This window comes from Paenibacillus sp. J22P218 (assembly GCF_056269195.1).
Map to the genome: position 1 here is coordinate 1,528,920 of NZ_JBWDNL010000001.1, position 16,366 is coordinate 1,545,285.

A 16,366-nucleotide genomic window follows, 5' to 3' on the forward strand; every position below is an offset into this window, starting at 1 on the left:
ATGTCCGAATACATTTACCCTAGAAAGGCTGTCCGAGGGGCCGGCGTCGGCCATTACGCTGCTTCGCTTGCAGCGGGTAGCGGGTACAATATGGGAGGGAGTTATACCATGGAACAAAAGAATTGGCATCAAATGGGGACAAGCGAGCTTGTCGACATGCTGTCCATCTCCCCTGAGAAGGGGCTGACCGCGTCCGAAGCGGCGCAGAGGCTGGAGGAGAACGGGCGCAATGAGTTGTCTGAGGGAAAACGCGTTTCTCCGATCATTCTATTTCTAAATCAATTCAAAGACTTTATGGTGCTTGTGTTAATGGGCGCAACGCTTATATCGGGGCTGCTCGGCGAGTACTTGGACGCTATTACGATTATCGCCATTATTGTCATTAATGCAGTGCTCGGATTCGTGCAGGAATTTCGGGCGGAACGTTCGCTGCGCGCGCTTAAGGAATTATCTGCCCCGGCGGCCAAGGCGATGCGCGGCGGCGAATGGGTTACGATACCGGCTAAGGAGCTTGTCGTCGGCGATATCGTCAGTCTTGAGAGCGGAGACCGTATTCCGGCCGACCTGCGGTTGATCGAAGCAAACAGCTGTTATGCGGAGGAGTCGGCGCTCACCGGCGAATCGGTTCCGGTGGGCAAGCATGCCGGCGCTATTGATGACGATGAACTGCCGCTGGGCGATCAGAGAAATATCGGCTTCATGGGCACGATGCTGACGCGCGGAACGGCCAAGGGCGTTGTCGTCCGAACGGGCATGAACACCGAAATGGGCAAAATCGCCGATTTGATCCAGCAGACGGAGTCGATGGAGACGCCGCTGCAGCATCGGCTGGAGCAGCTTGGAAAGCTGCTTATCATTGTCGCCATAGGGCTGACGATTATGGTCGTCGTTGCAGGCATTTTGCACGGTCAAGAGCCTTACGGCATGTTCCTTGCAGGCGTCAGTCTAGCAGTCGCAGCTATTCCTGAAGGACTGCCGGCCATCGTGACGATTGCGCTAGCTCTTGGCGTACAGCGGATGATAAAGCGAAAGGCGATCGTGCGCAAGCTGCCTTCCGTTGAGACGCTTGGCTGCGCCTCTGTCATCTGTTCCGATAAGACGGGTACGCTGACGCAAAATAAAATGACGGTTACGCATGTCTGGCTTGGAGGCCGCCAATTGGAAGTGAGCGGCGAAGGCTATGAGCCGGTCGGCAGCATATACGAGGACGGCAAGGCGCTTGATGTGAAGCATGACCAGTCGGTCAAGCGGCTGCTGCAAGTTGGCGCGTTATGCAATAATGCGCAGGTTGTGAAGGTTGAGGCGGAGGAGACGAAGCGCCGCAAGAGCAAGGAGCCGCAGGAGGAATGGGTTCTGAAGGGCGATCCGACAGAAGGAGCGCTCGCCGTTCTTGCCGCGAAGCTAGGCTCATCGGCGAAATCGTTGGAAATGCTCTATAAAAGGGAGCAAGAGTTTCCGTTCGATTCCGAGCGCAAACGAATGTCTGTCGTTGTATCTCATCAGGGCGGCAGGCTCGTATGCACGAAAGGCGCGCCGGATATGCTGATGGAGCTGTGCAGCTACGTACTGTGGGACGGCAAGGTCGTGCCGTTCACGCAGACGCTGAAGCGCAAGTGCGCGGATGCGGGAGAAGTGATGGCGCAATCGGCGCTTCGCGTATTGGGCTTCGCTTACCGCGACCTGCGAACGACCGACAAGTGCGATTCGGAACAAGATGTCGAGAGCCAGCTCGTGTTCGTTGGTTTGACCGGCATGATCGATCCGCCTCGCCGCGAGGTGAAAGACGCGATTGCGACTTGCCGCCGCGCGGGCATCAAGACGGTTATGATTACAGGCGATCACCAATTGACGGCGGAAGCTATCGCCGGGCAGCTTGGCATTATGCCGCGCGGAGGTATCGCAATGAGCGGCAAGCAGCTTGAAGCGATGACTGACGAGCAGCTTGATCGACTCGTCGATAACACTTACGTCTATGCGCGAGTATCGCCAGAGCATAAGCTGCGTATTATTAAGTCGCTTCAGCGTCAAGGGCATGTCGTGGCGATGACCGGCGATGGAGTGAACGATGCCCCTGCAATCAAGGCGGCCGACATCGGCATTGCGATGGGCATAACGGGCACGGACGTATCGAAGGAAGCATCGGCGCTCGTCCTGAGCGATGACAACTTCTCCACAATCGTGGCTGCTATCGAAGAGGGCAGGGGCATCTATGAGAACATTAGAAAGTTTATTCGTTACTTGCTCGCATCCAACGTCGGCGAAATACTCGTTATGTTCCTTGCGATGATGGCGGGTTTGCCGCTGCCGCTCGTGCCGATCCAGATCTTATGGGTCAACCTCGTAACCGACGGCCTGCCTGCCATGGCGCTTGGCGTCGATCAGGCAGAGAAGGATCTGATGCAGCATAAGCCGAGAACGTCCAAGGAAAGCATATTTGCCCGCAGGTTGGGGTGGAAGATCATAAGCAGGGGCATTCTGATTGGCGTCTGTACGCTGGGCGCTTTCTGGATTACGCTCAGGGAGGCGCCAGGAAGCGCCGACCACTTGATAAAGGCGCAGACAGTCGCATTCGCCACTCTCGTTATGGCCCAGCTCATTCACGTATTCGATTGCCGCAGCTCGCGCTCGATTTTCCACCGCAACCCGCTGCAAAACAAATATTTGGTGCTGGCCGTGCTCTCGTCGCTCATCCTTATGCTAGGCGTACTTTATATCGACGCGCTGCAGCCGATCTTCAAGACCGTTCCGCTTGGCTTCCGCGAATGGTGTCTCGTCTTCGTCGCGGCAGGCATTCCTACCTTCCTCATGGGTATCGGCAGCGTCATGGGCACGCGCAAAAACAAGTCGCAATCGAAGACGCCATTCCGTCCGCAAACGGCAGCCAGATAACGGAATAATGCAAATGATGATACAAATTATGAATAGCCTTTCTCCTTTCTTTACGGTATGCTAATAGCATTATTAATAGCTTATTAGACATACGTAAGGTTAAGGAGAGGGCTAATAGATGAACTTTACAAAGATGAACGGACTAGGAAATGACTTTATCGTTGTCGCAGGCGAGCAGCAGCTTCCGGGCAACGCGGCTGAACTTGCTGCCCGGCTATGTAACCGATTTTTCGGTATCGGGGCAGACGGTCTCGTCTATATTTTGCCATCGGAAATCGCCGATTTCCGTATGCGCATCATTAATTCGGACGGCTCGGAGGCCGAGCAATGCGGCAATGCGATTCGTTGCGTCGCGAAGTACGTCTACGACAACGGTCTTACGAATAAAGAAGAGATTACGATCGAGACGCTGGGCGCAGGGGCACAGAAAGTGCAACTGACGGTTAGCGACGCTAAAGTGCAAAGCGTACGCGTCGATATGGGCGAGCCGATCCTGAATGGTCTGCAAGTGCCGACGACGGTAGACGCAGAGCGCGTTATCGAGCACCCGATCGAGGTTGACGGACGCGAATTCCGCTTTACTGCCGTATCGATGGGCAATCCGCATGCCGTGATCTACGTGGACGATGCGGTGAACTTCGATCTGAATACTTGGGGACCGAAGCTGGAAACGCATCCGATGTTCCCGCGCAAGATCAACGTGGAATTCGTTACGGTCAATTCGCGTACGCAAACCGATATGCGCGTATGGGAGCGCGGCGCAGGTCCAACGCTCGCTTGCGGAACAGGAGCATGTGCGACTGTCGTAGCGTCCGTGCTTAACGGAGCGACAGACCGCGAGGCAACCGTATCGCTTAAAGGCGGCGATCTGTTCATTGAATGGAATGAAGCGGACAATCACGTATATATGACAGGACCTGCTGCGGAAGTATTCCGCGGGACGCTGTAGGCGTCCGCGCAGGATGGGTGAAAGAGACAAGATGAAGCCGGATTTGCGACAAGCTCTGCAAGAGCGCATATTGACCGGAGACGGCGCGATGGGAACCTATCTGTATCAGATGGGGTTCCCTGTTGGCGTTTCTTACGAGGAATTCAATACGCTAAGACCTGATGTCATTGAACATGTTCACCGCAGTTATTATGAAGCGGGCGCAAGAGTGATTGAGACGAATACGTTCTCGGCCAATACCGAGAAGCTGTTGAAATACGGCCTTGAGGCAGAGATGGAAGCGATTAACCGCGCAGGTGTCCGAATCGCGCGTTCGGCCGTCGGCGCGGATGCTTATGTTGTCGGCGCTGTCGGCTCGATCCGCGACGGCAAGCTGAGAAACATGCGTACGGCGATCGTAAGCGAATCCTATGAACGCCAAATCCATGCTTTGCTTGAGGAGGGCGTGGACGGCCTCTTGTTCGAGACGTTCTACGATTTGGACGAGATGCTGCTTGCTCTGCGGCTTGCAAGAAACGTATCGAAGCTGCCGATTATTTGTCAGTTCGCAGTTGACGAAATCGGCCGCACGCAAGACGGCATCGGTTTGAAGGATGCTTATGAGACGCTTCGCCAGGAAGGCGCAGACGTTGTTGGCCTTAATTGCCGAAGCGGCCCTAACGGGATCATGCGGGCGATCAATACGATAGACGGTCCGATCGGACTTCCTTTGTCCGTATTCCCGAATGCGGGCTTCCCGGATTATGTGGACGGCAAATATACGTACTCGGCCGGACCGCAGTACTTTGCCGAGACGGCGCTTCGCTTCGCGGACCGCGGCGCGCGTATTATCGGCGGCTGCTGCGGTACGACGCCGGAGCATATCGCCGCTATCTCGCAGGCGTTAGACGGCTATGTGCCGCAGAGCGGAAACTCTGCCCAGCTGCGTACGTCTGCGGCGCCGCAAACAGAAACGATCACACCGCGAACCGCTAACGATGGAGCGTATCAAGAGCAGCCGGCCGTTCAGTCGGCGGTTGAACGCGAGCCTTCGATCGTAGATCTCGTTAAGCAGCGGCATACGGTCATCGTGGAGCTTGATCCTCCGCGCGATCTCGACATTCGCAAGTTCATGGACGGTGCGGCGGCGCTTAAGGCGGCTTCCGCGGACGCCGTTACGATGGCGGACAACTCGCTTGCGGTTACGCGAATGAGCAACATCGCCTTGGCCGCGCTCGTTCAAGAGCGGGTCGGCATCCGTCCGCTCGTTCATATTGCCTGCCGAGACCGCAATCTGATCGGCACGCAGTCGCATATGATGGGACTTGATGCGCTGGACATCGACCATGTGCTCGCCGTAACGGGCGATCCGGCACGCTTCGGCGATCTGCCTGACTCCAGCTCGGTGTATGACTTAACATCGTTCGAGATGATTCGAATGATTAAACAGCTTAACGACGGAACGGCTTTCAGCGGCAAGCCGCTGAAGCAGAAGGCGAAGTTCGTGGTCGGAGCGGCGTTCAATCCGAACGTCAAGCACTTGGACAAGGCGGTTCAGCGACTGGAAAGGAAGATTGCTTCCGGCGCCGACTATATCATGACGCAGCCTGTTTATGATCCCGATCTGATCGTGAAGGTTGCGGAAGCGACCAAACAATTGTCCGTTCCGGTATTCATCGGCATCATGCCGCTGGCCAGCGGACGGAACGCCGAATATTTGCATAACGAAGTGCCGGGCATTCAACTGTCCGACGAGGTGCGGCAACGGATGGCTGGGCTCGAAGGCGAGGCAGGCCGCGCTGAGGGCGTTAAGATCGCAAAGGAGCTGCTTGATTGCGCTTTGCCTCATTTTAACGGCATTTACTTGATTACTCCGTTCATGTTCTACGACATGGCGGTTCAATTGACGGAATATGTATGGCGCAAAACGGAGAAACAATGAGCACCATTGCCTAAGAGAGAGCGAATATGAGCATTTTGTGCTCTTTTCGCTTTTTCCCTTGTTCGTAAGCGGAAAATCAATTAGAATATAATAAAGTTTGGATACCGTTGCCATGCTCCTTCCAATTCAGACAAGCACGAATCTATGCCCCAGCACGAAGCGGGCAGCAATCGTATCACGTATGCTCCGAGGTTTTTTCGTCAACAATAGTGCAGTAGTTCTGTCGGTATTTGGCAAGAACGCAAACTTCGTCGTATTCACATTATTAATAATAGAAGTTTATTAGAGGCAGAAGCATAAGGATTAGTGGGGGCGAAGGGGGAACCTGGGTTGGCTATAAAGCTTATTAATATCGGGTTTGGCAACATTGTATCGGCAAATCGCATTATTTCGATCGTAAGCCCGGAATCGGCGCCTATCAAGCGGATCATCCAAGAAGCGCGCGACCGTCACATGCTTATCGATGCGACATACGGACGCCGGACGCGTGCCGTTATTATTACGGACAGCGACCATGTCATTTTATCGGCTGTACAACCGGAGACGGTGGCACACCGGTTATCCACCAAGGATGACGATAACGACGAATAGTACGGGGAGTATTAAGAATATGGGATTGCTAATTGTTTTATCCGGACCTGCCGGTGTCGGCAAAGGAACGGTGTGTACGGCTCTTCGGAGCAAGATGCCGGATATCGTCTACTCTGTGTCAGCTACTACGAGGCAGCCGAGACAGGGAGAGGTTGACGGCGTCAACTACTTCTTCAAATCGAAAGAGCAGTTCCAGGACATGATCGCGCGCGACGCGTTGCTTGAACATGCCGAGTATGTAGGCAACTACTATGGAACGCCAAGAGACTTTGTCGAACGCACGCTTGCGAGCGGCAAGGACATCATTCTGGAAATTGAAGTGCAAGGCGCTCTTAAGGTGAAGGAGAAGTTCCCGCAAGGGATATTTATTTTCCTAATGCCTCCTTCCATGGAGGAATTGAAGCAGCGTATTACGGGCCGAGGCACGGAATCGCAGGATACGATTAATCATCGGATGAACGTTGCAGTGGAAGAGATGAACCTGCTTCGCCATTATGATTATGCAGTCGTGAACGACCAGATCGACTCGGCTTGCCATCGTATTCAGAGCATTGTTGTCGCTGAGCATTGCCGTAGTGAGAGGGTTATGCCTTACCTGGCGGAAGCGCAAGCGGCTATTGAGAAAGCATGAGTGAGGAGAATGAATAATGTTATATCCGTCTATTGACGAAATGGTTAAGAAGGTAGACAGCAAGTACACGCTGGTCGTTGCGGCTTCCAGACGCGCACGCATGCTTCGCAACGGTGAGAAATCCGAGCTTCGCAACCCGCGTTCCCGCAAATATGTTGGCGTAGCGCTTGAAGAAATTTATAACGATATTTTAATAGTGGAATCCAACGTCACCAAAGACGAGCAATAAGGCACGGAATATGGAGGCTGTCCGATGGTCATTGACCTTCGGACAGCTTCTTTGTATTTTCATAGAGTCGTCGCGTAATAAAGAGGGCAGGAGGAAAAACGAATGTACACAGAGTTGAAGCAGTATAAAGCTTTATCGCAGCCTATTGTATGGGGAGCGGTAGAAAATTGTTTTACGCTGGATATGGAGATAGATGAAACGCTTGTAAGCAACATTAGCATCATACCGACAGTCGGTGAGTATTACGCGGTCATTCAGCTTGAGGATGGACGGTGGGAGCTCGCGGGGGGGACGCTTGAGCCCGGCGAGCATTATCAGGATGCGCTTGTGCGCGAAGTGCGGGAGGAGCTTGGAGCCGAGCTGAAGTCGTATACGCGGTTTGGCTGCTTCAAATGCCGATCTTCGGCTGCAGAGCCGTATCGGCCGCATATTCCGCATCCTAGCTTTATTAGGCTTGTCGGCTATGGCGAGGTGGAGCTTGTCGGCAAGCCGCTGAACCCGCCGGATGGGGAACAGATTGCCGTCGTCGACGTCGTAGATATTGATGAAGCCGTGCGGCGTTTCGAGGAGATCGGGAGACATGATATCGCCGAACTTTACTTGCTGGCGCATCAATTAAGGCAGGCAGAAAGACGTCTGTAATCGGCCAAAAAAAGATGAAAGCGCAGTTAGATTTTAAATCGGCATATGGTATGATAGGGAAAATAGGTGTCAGGAGGCGAAGCAAATGGAAAAGCTGCGTTACCCGATTGGCAGATATGTGTACGAAGGTATGACGACGAAGCAGAAGGATCAATGGATTTCCGATATGGAAAAATTGCCCGGCCAGCTTAGAGAGGCTTTATCCGGATTGTCCGAGGAAGGGCTTGATACCGCTTATCGAAGCGGAGGCTGGACAGCCCGTCAAGTCGCACACCATCTTGCAGACGCCACAATGAACTCTTTCTCCCGCTTCAAGCTTGCCTTGACGGAGAAAAATCCGACCATTAAGCCATTCGACGAAGAGCAGTGGGCGGAAACAGCTGATAGCTTGAACGCATCGCCGGATATTAGCCTGGCAATCGTCGAAGGCATTTATGCGCGCTGGGTGCTGCTGCTTCGTTCAATGGAGCGTTCCGATTACGATAAACAGTTTTATCATCCCGGGGAAGGTAAGCAGATCGGTCTTGCTTACTTCCTAGGTTTCGTAGCCTGGCATGGCAAGCATCATGTAGCGCATATCAATATAGCGAAAGAACGGACGAATGGGCAGTGACAGGAGACATAAGCATGCTAAGAGGAAAATCTATTATTCTTGGAATTACCGGCGGAATCGCCGCTTATAAGGGAGCAGCGCTATGCAGCAAGCTTGTGCAGGCTGGCGCTAACGTTCGCGTCATCATGACGGAGTCCGCGACGAAGTTCATTACGCCGCTAACGTTGCAAACGCTGTCGCGAAATCCTGTATATATCGATACGTTCGATGAGCGCGACCCGGCTGTCGTCTCGCATATCGACCTCGCCGATCATGCCGATCTTATTATTATTGCTCCAGCGACCGCGAATGCGATTGCCAAGCTTGCCGGAGGGCATGGAGACGATATGCTGAGCACGACGCTGCTCGCTGCGACGTCTCCGATCGTTATTGCTCCGGCCATGAATGTGCATATGTATGAGCATCCGGCCGTTGTTGCGAATATGGAGCTGCTTGCCTCGCGAGGCGTTATGTTCGTCGAGCCTGGCACCGGGCAGCTCGCTTGCGGTTATGTCGCTAAGGGGCGTCTTGCCGAGCCGGAAGATATTGTGGCAGCGGTTGAAGATTGGCTCTCCAGCGGCAGCCTGCTTGCCGGCAAGCGGGTCATCGTGACGGCCGGCGGAACGATGGAGCGACTCGATCCCGTTCGTTACTTGACGAATGATTCCTCCGGCAAGATGGGCTTCGCTATTGCAGAGGCTGCCCTGCTGATGGGCGCGGACGTGACGCTCATAGCGGGCAGAACGTCTGCGGCCCCGCCTGCGGGGGTTAAGCTCGTTAGAGTAGAATCAGCTGAGCAGATGCTGGCTGCCGTTACTGCGGAATACGACGAGGCTGATATTGTCGTGAAGGCGGCGGCTGTGGCCGACTATCGACCGGTCGTTGTCAGCGGACAGAAGATTAAGAAAAACGGTGACCGGCTCACGCTTGAGCTGGAGAGGACAACCGATATTTTGCAGACGTTAGGCGAGAGGAAGCGGCATCAATTTCTTATTGGCTTTGCTGCCGAGACGGAGCAGCTGGATCATTATGCAATGGACAAGCTGCAACGCAAAAACTGTGATCTGATCGTAGCGAACGATGTGAGCGAGAGCGGAGCGGGCTTCAACGGAGAGACGAACATCGTTAAGCTGTTCGATGCCGGTGGGCTCGTGGAATCGTTGCCGTTGCAATCGAAACGGTCGATCTCCCGGAGGCTTCTAGAGGTTGTCGCGGAACGGTTGCCGCGCAGCAGCGGGGGAATAAAGTCATGATTGCCAAAGTGATCGTAGACGTGCCGAGCCGCCAGACGGATCGGCCGTTTGACTATTTGGTCCCATTCGAGATGGAGACGTGGATCGAGGTCGGCAGCAGAGTCGGCGTGCCGTTCGGCGGACGCGTGCTGCAAGGCTTCGTTGTTGGACTCGCCGGTGAGGCGGATATTGATCCGAAGCGTCTTAAGGCCGTGTCTGAGCTGCTTGATCCGATGCCGCCGCTGCTGCCTGATCTAGTAGAGCTCGCGAAGTGGCTTAGCGATAAATACTGCTGCTCATGGACGACTGCTTTGCAAGCGATGGTACCGGGAGCCCTGAAGGGGAAAGCCGAACGTGTAATCGAGTTAGGGGAGACTTCCGAGGAAGACGAGCGGGAGCTTCCGGATGAAGTGGTGGACTGGCTGAACTCGCAAGGAGGCGCAGCGAAGCTTGATTCGCTGCTCGCGCAGTTCCCTCACTATGCGAAGGAAGTGAAGAGCGGACTTCGAGCTGGCGAGCTCATCGAGCATGCCTCAATTAAAGATCGGTTATCTATTAAGAAAGTGTTAACCGTCTTCCTCGGCGCAGCGGGAGAGGCGGCCATTAGGGCCGCAGCAGAGGAACTGCCCGCAAGGGCGGCGAAGCAGCGCGATATGCTTCTTTATATGCTCAGTCATGGCAAGCCGCTCCAACTGCAGGCGTTAATCGCGGCAACCGGAGGCTCGGCATCGACTGTTCGGGCACTGGAGGGCAAAGGGTTGCTAGAGCTTCAAGAGGTTGAGCAGCAGCGAGATCCATATGCCGGCCGCGAGTTCGAGCGCACGAAGCCGTTGCCGCTCATGCCGGGGCAGCAAGCGGTGTTCGAGCGTATTGTTCGCTCGGTACAATCGGGCGAGCCGGATACGATGCTGCTGCACGGCGTAACGGGCAGCGGCAAGACAGAGGTCTACCTGCAATCGATTCAATATTGCTTGGAGCTCGGCAAGCAAGCGATCGTGCTCGTGCCGGAGATATCCTTGACCCCGCAGATGGTGGAGCGTTTCAAGGGGCGCTTCGGCGATGCGGTAGCCGTTATGCACAGCCGGCTGTCGAATGGCGAGCGGTACGATGAATGGCGCAAAATCCGCAGCCGCCAAGTGCAGGTCGCCATCGGCGCTCGATCGGCGATCTTCGCTCCCTTCGAGTCGATCGGTCTTATCATTATCGATGAAGAGCATGAATCCTCCTACAAACAGGAGGAGAGTCCGAAATACCACGCGCGCGATGTCGCGGTGCGCAGGGCGAGGCAGCATGGCGCAGCCGTTGTGCTTGGTTCGGCTACGCCTTCGATCGAGTCTTTCGCGGCGGCGAACCGTTCTGCGCAGCTATCGGGTACAACTGGCGGCCGGGAGCCGGCGCTGTTGCCGATGCCAGAGCGGGTAGGCGGACGTCCGCTTCCGCCGGTTGAGGTCATCGACATGCGCGAGGAGCTTCGCGAAGGCAATCGCTCGATGTTCAGCCGCAAGCTGCACGAGCTGCTGACCGATCGTCTGGAGAAGGGCGAGCAATCGGTGCTGCTGCTTAATCGGAGGGGCTACTCGACCTTCGTTATGTGCCGCTCCTGCGGCTACACCGCGCAATGTCCGCATTGCGATATTTCTCTTACCTATCATCAGAAGACGCGCGTCATGCGCTGCCATTATTGCGGCCATGCCGAACAAGCGCCTGCCAATTGTCCTTCTTGCGAGAGCGAGCATATTCGCTACTTCGGAACAGGCACGCAACGGGTCGAGGAGGAGCTTGCTAAGCTGTTCCCCGGCATACGCGTCATTCGGATGGACGTGGATACGACGACCGAGAAAAACGCCCACGAGAAGCTGCTTAAGCAGTTCGGCGAGCGCAAAGCCGATGTGCTCCTAGGCACGCAAATGGTAGCCAAAGGGCTGGATTTTCCATACGTTACACTAGTGGGCGTTATCGCAGCCGATACGTCGCTTAACTTGCCTGACTTTCGCGCGGCGGAGAGGACGTTCCAGCTGCTTACGCAGGTGGCGGGACGCGCGGGGCGGCATCATTTGCCCGGGGAGGTCGTCATTCAGACGTATTCACCTGAGCACTATGCAGTTGCAACCGCTCAGCACCACGATTATGCTGCGTTCATAACGGAGGAACTGCGCCATCGCGGTGCAATGGGATATCCGCCTTATTGCCGCTTGATCCTCATAACGATGTCGCATGAGCAGCTTACGCTGCTGTCCTCGGTAGGCGAACAATTCGCTTCGCGCCTGCGCGATTTGGCGGAAGAACAGGGCATTCTCGTTCCGCTCAGCAGCGGCTTGCCGAGAGCTTTCGACGTGCTTGGACCGGTCGCCTCGCCAATCTCTAGAATGAAAGATCGCTACCGTTTTCAATGTGTGATAAAATATCGTGGTAGCATTGACGCTTCCGCGCTTATTAAGGAGGCGCTCGCACCGTTTAGCGACGGTCCGCCCCAGCGTCAGGTGCAATTCAGCGTCGATGTGGATCCGCAAGTTATTTTATAAACATAAGCATGTTCAAGATTTACGTCCATACCATATAGACGTTATATTCTCACTATTAACATGAGTAAAGGAAGGGAATACCATGAGTATCCGTATCATTGTGAAGGACCCAGATCCTGTATTGCGGGAAGAGGCAAAGGAAGTAACGAAGTTTAATCCGAACTTGAAAAAATTGCTCAAGGATATGGCGGAGACGATGTACGATGCGGAAGGCGTTGGCCTTGCTGCGCCGCAGATCGGCATTTCGAAGCGCGTAATCGTTGTAGATATAGGCGATGAGACGGGTCTGATCGAGATGGTTAACCCGGTAATCGTCGAGCAAGAGGGCGAACAGCTTGGACCTGAGGGCTGCCTAAGTATCCCGAATTTGAACGGCGAGGTTATGCGCGCCGATCGCATTGTCGTGAAAGGGCAAAACTCCGACGGCGAGTACTTTACCGTAGAAGCCAGCGGCTACTTGTCACGCGCCTTCCAGCATGAGGTCGACCATCTGAACGGCATATTGTTCACCGATCTTGCCGAGAGCATTTACGACATTTCGGAGAGACCAAGAAAAGGCGGCGAATAGATTCATGCGTATCGTATTCATGGGAACGCCCGAGTTTGCCGTTCCCTCCTTGAAGCTTCTGCTGGAGCAGAACTACGAGGTTGTTGCTGTCGTATCGCAGCCAGACCGGCCGAAGGGCCGCAAAAAAACGCCTACGCCGCCGCCTGTGAAGGAAGCGGCGTTGTCGCTTGGACTGCCTGTGCTGCAGCCGGAGAGGATGCGCAGCGCAGAAGCGGCAGCTGCGATTGCCGAGCTGGCGCCTGATCTGATCGTTACGGCGGCTTATGGGCAAATACTGCCGAAGGCCGTGCTTGATGTTCCGCGTCTCGGCTGCATTAACGTGCACGGCTCGCTGCTTCCGAAATACCGCGGAGGAGCGCCGATTCAGCGTTCGATCATTAACGGCGAGGACAAAACCGGCGTTACGATCATGTATATGGCTGAAGGGCTGGACACCGGCGATATGATCAGCTCGGTAGAGGTAGCTATCGAAGAACAGGACACTTCGGGTACTTTATTCGAGAAGCTAAGCGCGGCAGGAGCAGAGCTGCTGGGCAGAACGCTGCCTTCCATCGTGGACGGTACGGCAGTTGCCGTACCGCAAAATAACGAAGAAGCGACCTACGCCCCCAATTTGACCCGCGACGACGAACGTATAGATTGGAGCAAATCAGCTCGAGCGATATACAATCAAGTGCGCGGACTCTCGCCGATGGCGGGTGCTTTCACTTATTTGGGCGGCGAGGTGTTCAAAGTTTGGACTTGCTCGCCCGCAGCGAACGGGGATAAGGCTGGAGCAACGCCGGGAACGATTATTCGTACCGATAATACGGGAATTACCGTTCAGACGGGACAAGGCCAGCTGCTACTTACGGACATCCAGCCAGCAGGCAAGAAGGCTATGGCTGCCGCAGAGTGGCTGAAGGGAGCCCGCATCGAGGCTGGCAGCAGCTTTGATGATGGAGGTGCGCAATGACCGGTGCAAAGAACGGCAAGCCGCAAGGCAGACGGCAAGGTGGCGGCCATTCGCCTCGGAAGGCTCCGCAAGGAGCGGCTGTCTCTTCATCAGCGGCTCCGCAAACGCAATCCCGCAAGGCGAAGTCGCCGCGTGAATTGGCGATGGACGTTCTAGTCAAAGTAGCCGAAACCGGCGCTTACAGCAATCTGCAGCTTAATCGTACGCTGCAGGATGCGAGGCTGGAACGAGCTGACGCCGGACTTGTTACCGAGCTTGTCTACGGTACGATCCAGCGCCAGCTGACGCTCGATTATTGGCTCGACAAGTTCGTAGCCAAAGGCGTGCGCAAGCTGCAGCCGTGGGTGCATCAGCTGCTTCGCCTGAGCGCTTATCAGCTTCTTTATCTAGACCGGATTCCGCCGCATGCAGCGGTGAACGAAGCGGTTACGATTGCGAAGAAACGCGGACATATGGGGATCTCCGGCATGGTGAACGGCGTCTTAAGAAGCATGGATCGCGGCAAAAGCGACCTTACGCCTGACCATATTAAGCATGATGATCCGGCTGTGCAGCTGTCGCTTCGCCATTCGTACCCGGAATGGCTCGTTAGACGGTGGCTGGCTTCATACGGCGCAGAGACGACGGAAGCGATATGTGCGGCAGGCAATGAACAGCCGCATTCCAGCATACGCGTCAATACGCTTCGGTCTACCCGCGAAGCGGCGCTTGAACTGCTGCGCGAGAGCGGTTACGACGCCGAAGCGTCCAAGCTTGCTCCGTCCGGCATTAACGTGGGCAAGGGCGGCAATCTGGCCGATACGATCGAATTCCGTGACGGATTATGGTCGGTGCAGGACGAGAGCTCCATGCTCGTCGCCGAAGTTGTTGCTCCTGAAGCGGGCATGAAGGTGCTCGATTGCTGCGCAGCGCCGGGAGGCAAGAGCACGCATCTTGCTGAGCTTATGGGCGGCAAGGGCAAAGTATGGGCGAATGATCTGCACGAACACAAGCGCGAGCTGATCGTATCGCAGACGGAGCGCCTGAAGCTGCGCAACGTCGAAGCGATTACGGAGGATGCAACGAAGCTGTCCGAGCGGTTCGCGCCGGGGTCGATGGATGCGGTGCTGCTGGACGCGCCTTGCTCCGGGTTCGGCGTCATTCGAAGAAAGCCGGAGATCCGGTGGACGAAGACGGCGGGAGATGTAGCAGAGATTGCAGCGGTGCAGTATAAGCTGCTCGATGCGGTATGCGGGCTTGTACGCATAGGCGGCGTATTCGTCTATAGCACGTGCACGATGGAGGCGGAAGAGAACGAGGAGCAGGTTGCGGCATTTTTGCAGCGTCATCCGGAATTCGAGATCGATGCGGCCGGCTGGAATGAAGCTATCGTGGACAGCCTGCGGGAGGCGCGCGCAATCGGCGAAGATTTTGACGGGCAGGCACAGCTTCTTCCGCATCATTTTGGCAGTGACGGATTTTTCATTGCGAGGATGATTCGGCGCGCTTAGGACGATTATGGCTGAATATGGGCGTTTGTGGTAAAATAAATCGATGGCGGCTCGCAATAGTTCGAAGCCGCCCTACTTTAAGGTACAGGTGTGATGAGATGAAACCGTTCATTTATGACTATACGCTCGAGCAGCTTCAAGAATGGGTGAAGGAAAATAGTGAGCCTGCGTTCCGCGCGGGACAACTGTTTGACTGGCTCTACGTGAAGCGGGTCAAGAGCTTCGAAGATATGACCAACTTGCCGAAGCAGCTTCGCGATAAGCTGGAGGATCAATTCCAATTCGTGACGCTGACGGAGATTACGAAGTTCGAATCGAAGGACGGCACCGTTAAGTTTCTGTTCGGCCTTCATGACAACCATGCAATCGAGACTGTAATTATGAGACATAATTACGGCAACAGCGTATGTGTAACGACACAGGTTGGCTGCCGTATCGGCTGTACGTTCTGCGCATCTACGCTCGGCGGACTGAAGCGCAATCTGACTGCAGGCGAGATTATCGCACAGGTTGTTACTGCGCAGCAGATGCTCGACGCAACAGGAGACCGCGTATCGAGTATCGTTATTATGGGCTCTGGCGAGCCGTTCGAGAATTATGAAGCAACAATGACGTTCCTTCGTAATATGATTCATGAGAAGGGACTCAATATTGGCCAACGCCATATTACCGTCTCCACGAGCGGCATCGTGCCTAGCATGTACAAGTTCGCGGACGAGAACACGCAGATCAATCTGGCGCTCTCGATCCACGCGCCGAACGATACGCTTCGCTCGAAGCTGATGCCGGTTAACCGCCGCTTCCCGTTCGAAGACGTAATGGCCGCTTGCCATTACTATATTGCGAAGACGGGACGCCGGATTACGTTCGAATACGCTTTGATCGGCGGCGTCAACGATCGTCCTGAGCATGCGCAAGAGCTGGCAGACGTGCTTCAAGGCATGTTGTGTCATGTCAATCTAATTCCGGTCAACCACGTGCCGGAGCGCAATTACGTGCGGACACCGCGCGAGGATATATTCGAATTCCAACGCATCTTGGAGCGCAATAAAATTAACGCGACGATCCGCAGAGAGCAAGGCCATGATATTGCGGCCGCATGCGGCCAATTAAGAGCCAAACATATGGAGTCCCAAGCGAGGTAGGTGAAGATCG

General features: G+C 55.0%; 14 protein-coding genes. All 14 read left to right on the plus strand.

The window, feature by feature from the left end; translation table 11 throughout:
• Positions 1-108: 108 nt before the first annotated feature.
• The 14 genes from AC0YN0_RS06310 to rlmN all read left to right on the plus strand — a co-directional run bounded on the left by AC0YN0_RS06310 (position 109) and on the right by rlmN (position 16,356).
• Positions 109-2,889, plus strand: coding sequence for a calcium-translocating P-type ATPase, SERCA-type (locus AC0YN0_RS06310; RefSeq protein WP_475820479.1), 2,781 nt, complete (start codon positions 109-111; stop codon positions 2,887-2,889).
• A 118-nt stretch (positions 2,890-3,007) separates the two neighbouring features.
• Entirely contained in the window at positions 3,008-3,838 is an 831-nt protein-coding gene (dapF, locus tag AC0YN0_RS06315; protein WP_475820480.1) for a diaminopimelate epimerase, read from the plus strand.
• 31 nt (positions 3,839-3,869) lie between these two features.
• Entirely contained in the window at positions 3,870-5,759 is a 1,890-nt protein-coding gene (locus tag AC0YN0_RS06320; protein ID WP_475820912.1) for a bifunctional homocysteine S-methyltransferase/methylenetetrahydrofolate reductase, read from the plus strand.
• A gap of 330 nt (positions 5,760-6,089) precedes the next feature.
• Positions 6,090-6,350, plus strand: a complete 261-nt coding sequence (gene remA, locus AC0YN0_RS06325; RefSeq protein ID WP_005548256.1) for an extracellular matrix/biofilm regulator RemA — start codon at positions 6,090-6,092, stop codon at positions 6,348-6,350.
• Between the two features lie 19 nt (positions 6,351-6,369).
• Positions 6,370-6,981, plus strand: a complete 612-nt coding sequence (gene gmk, locus AC0YN0_RS06330) for a guanylate kinase (protein WP_442051586.1) — start codon at positions 6,370-6,372, stop codon at positions 6,979-6,981.
• 16 nt (positions 6,982-6,997) lie between these two features.
• On the plus strand, positions 6,998-7,210 hold the full coding sequence (gene rpoZ / locus AC0YN0_RS06335) for a DNA-directed RNA polymerase subunit omega (RefSeq protein ID WP_442051587.1): 213 nt from the start codon (positions 6,998-7,000) through the stop codon (positions 7,208-7,210).
• Between the two features lie 102 nt (positions 7,211-7,312).
• Positions 7,313-7,852 (plus strand): NUDIX hydrolase, encoded by a 540-nt coding sequence (locus AC0YN0_RS06340; RefSeq protein WP_475820481.1) that lies wholly within the window; start codon positions 7,313-7,315, stop codon positions 7,850-7,852.
• An 85-nt stretch (positions 7,853-7,937) separates the two neighbouring features.
• Positions 7,938-8,465: a YfiT family bacillithiol transferase gene (locus AC0YN0_RS06345; protein ID WP_475820482.1), complete on the plus strand. Its 528-nt coding sequence runs from the start codon at positions 7,938-7,940 to the stop codon at positions 8,463-8,465.
• Between the two features lie 14 nt (positions 8,466-8,479).
• Positions 8,480-9,697: a bifunctional phosphopantothenoylcysteine decarboxylase/phosphopantothenate--cysteine ligase CoaBC gene (gene coaBC, locus AC0YN0_RS06350; RefSeq protein ID WP_475820483.1), complete on the plus strand. Its 1,218-nt coding sequence runs from the start codon at positions 8,480-8,482 to the stop codon at positions 9,695-9,697.
• On the plus strand, positions 9,694-12,198 hold the full coding sequence (gene priA, locus AC0YN0_RS06355; RefSeq protein ID WP_475820484.1) for a primosomal protein N': 2,505 nt from the start codon (positions 9,694-9,696) through the stop codon (positions 12,196-12,198). The genes coaBC and priA overlap by 4 nt, the downstream gene beginning before the upstream one ends.
• 82 nt (positions 12,199-12,280) lie before the next feature.
• Entirely contained in the window at positions 12,281-12,766 is a 486-nt protein-coding gene (gene def, locus AC0YN0_RS06360; protein WP_442051592.1) for a peptide deformylase, read from the plus strand.
• A 4-nt stretch (positions 12,767-12,770) separates the two neighbouring features.
• Positions 12,771-13,721, plus strand: a complete 951-nt coding sequence (fmt, locus tag AC0YN0_RS06365) for a methionyl-tRNA formyltransferase (protein ID WP_475820485.1) — start codon at positions 12,771-12,773, stop codon at positions 13,719-13,721.
• Positions 13,718-15,211 carry a 16S rRNA (cytosine(967)-C(5))-methyltransferase RsmB gene (gene rsmB / locus AC0YN0_RS06370; protein WP_475820486.1) on the plus strand — a complete coding sequence of 498 codons (1,494 nt, stop codon included), beginning with the start codon at positions 13,718-13,720 and terminating at the stop codon, positions 15,209-15,211. Before fmt ends, rsmB begins: the two co-directional genes overlap by 4 nt.
• Before the next feature lie 98 nt (positions 15,212-15,309).
• Positions 15,310-16,356 (plus strand): dual-specificity RNA methyltransferase RlmN, encoded by a 1,047-nt coding sequence (gene rlmN, locus AC0YN0_RS06375; protein WP_475820487.1) that lies wholly within the window; start codon positions 15,310-15,312, stop codon positions 16,354-16,356.
• The last annotated feature ends 10 nt before the right edge of the window (positions 16,357-16,366 follow it).